Annotated in this window: 2 protein-coding genes; one reads left to right on the plus strand and one right to left on the minus strand. The window is 60.1% G+C overall.

Annotated elements, in window-relative coordinates:
• The first annotated feature begins 9 nt into the window (after positions 1-9).
• Positions 10-882: an aldo/keto reductase gene (locus ACXJ7R_RS31610; protein ID WP_457155239.1), complete on the plus strand. Its 873-nt coding sequence runs from the start codon at positions 10-12 to the stop codon at positions 880-882.
• 166 nt (positions 883-1,048) lie between these two features.
• Here the strand turns inward: ACXJ7R_RS31610 and ACXJ7R_RS31615 are convergent, their stop codons facing one another.
• The gene (locus tag ACXJ7R_RS31615) at positions 1,049-1,750 is read right to left on the minus strand and encodes a FadR/GntR family transcriptional regulator (protein WP_457155238.1); all 702 of its coding nucleotides are present in this window, start codon (positions 1,748-1,750) and stop codon (positions 1,049-1,051) included.
• Positions 1,751-1,838 lie beyond the last annotated feature (88 nt).

A 1,838-nucleotide genomic window follows, 5' to 3' on the forward strand; every position in this document is an offset into this window, starting at 1 on the left:
TCGATACGGGTGATTCAACGCGCCATGGAACTCGGCATTACCTTGATCGACACGGCCGAAGCCTATGGGCATGGCCATGCCGAGCAGGTTGTCGGCAAGGCGCTCGCCGGCAACCGGGAAAAAGCGGTGATCGCGACCAAGGTTGCCCCGAACCATCTYGAACCCGCGGCGCTCGAGGCGGCGCTCGACGGCTCGCTGAGACGGATGCAGACGGACTATGTGGACATCTATTTCGTCCACTGGCCGAACGCGGACTTCCCGATTGGCCCGACCATGGAAATGATGGAACAGCTGCGGTCATCCGGGCGGATCAAGGCGGTCGGCGTTTCCAATTTCAGCACTGCTGAAATGAACAGCGCACGCCAGTATGGCGTCATCGACGTGCTCCAGCCTCCCTACAACATGCTGTGGCGCGAGGTTGAGGCGGAAACTCTGCCCTATTGCCGCAAGCACAATATCGGCGTCATGCCCTACAGTGGTCTTGCCCAGGGGCTGCTTACCGGCCTGCTCTCGCCGGATACCAAGTTCGTCGAGGGAGACGAGCGGCGCACCACCGTGCTGTTCCAGCCGGGCACCTACGAGCGAGCCGTCGCCGCTGTCGACGCCCTCAAGCCGATTGCGGCCAACTACGGCAAGACGGTGCCACAGCTTGCGATCCAGTGGCTTACCAGCAGGCCAGGCGTGAGTTCGCCGCTGGTCGGCGCACGTACTGTCAGGGAACTTGAGGAAAACATCGAGAGCGTAGGCTGGACGATTTCCGACGCGGACGTCGCCGCCATCGACAAGCATACCACGCCTATCTGGGCGGAAATCAAGGACAAGGGCGATATGTTTGGTTTTCGCGCCCGGCAGCGCCAGGAGCGGGAAGCGAAAAGGGCTTAAAGCGCGCCGCGTTGAAAGAATTCAGGCGATGCGCTTTTGCATGTCGTTGCCCCAAGACCGGGCCCAGTTCTGGGCGACATGCATTGAATCCGGCCGTGTCCTCCCAACACGCCACGGCGCGGCCAGTGCGTTTGCTGGCCGCGCCGCACCAGGGATGGTCAAACGGCTAATCCTTATACGGTAACCCGACGGCGGTGGTTGCCTTCAGGTGCCGGCGCATTGCTTCTTCCGCACGTTTTGCGTCGCGCGCAACGAGTGCCTCATAGATTGCCCTGTGATCTTCCGTCGCGAAGGACAGGGCATGAGGCATCAGATTGCTGACGCGCCGGCTCGCCGCCTGCCACCATCGCGACGAGTACATGAAGCGGTCGAGGATCCTGTTTTGGGTAGACCGGCAAATCTCCATGTGGAAGTCGAGGTCTAGCTTCAGATAGGCATCCGGATTGTCCTCGGTCGCGGACATGGCTGCCAGCAGTATGCCAAGACGCTCAAGGTTTTCCTTCGTCATATGCTTGGCAGCGATGGCGGCAATGGCAGGTTCGATGATAATTCGCGTCGCGTGTGCTTCCGCCAGCAGTTGCCGGATCTGCTCGGGCGGCAGCCAGTCGATGAGCAATGGACTGAGATAGTCCCATTCCTCGGCCGGACGCAGCACCACGCGCCGTCCCTGTGCGATCTCGATCATGTCGAGGGAAGCCAGAATCTTCAACGCTTCGCGCGCCACGGCGCGCGATACCCCGAATTCTTGCAGGATCTGTTGCTCCGACGGTCCTTGGCCCCCGGAAACACCGTCGGTGGCGATGCGACGCGCGAGCACGCCTGCCACCTGCTTGGGCAAAGTTTGAAGCTTGACCTCCATGGCATCCATCATTAACATCCACTTGTCTGATAAGCTTATAGGCAGATGGCTAGATATGCAGTCAACTATCTCATAAAAATGCTCACTAGCCTATAAC

The sequence above is a fragment of the Mesorhizobium sp. P5_C1 genome, from assembly GCF_054049815.1.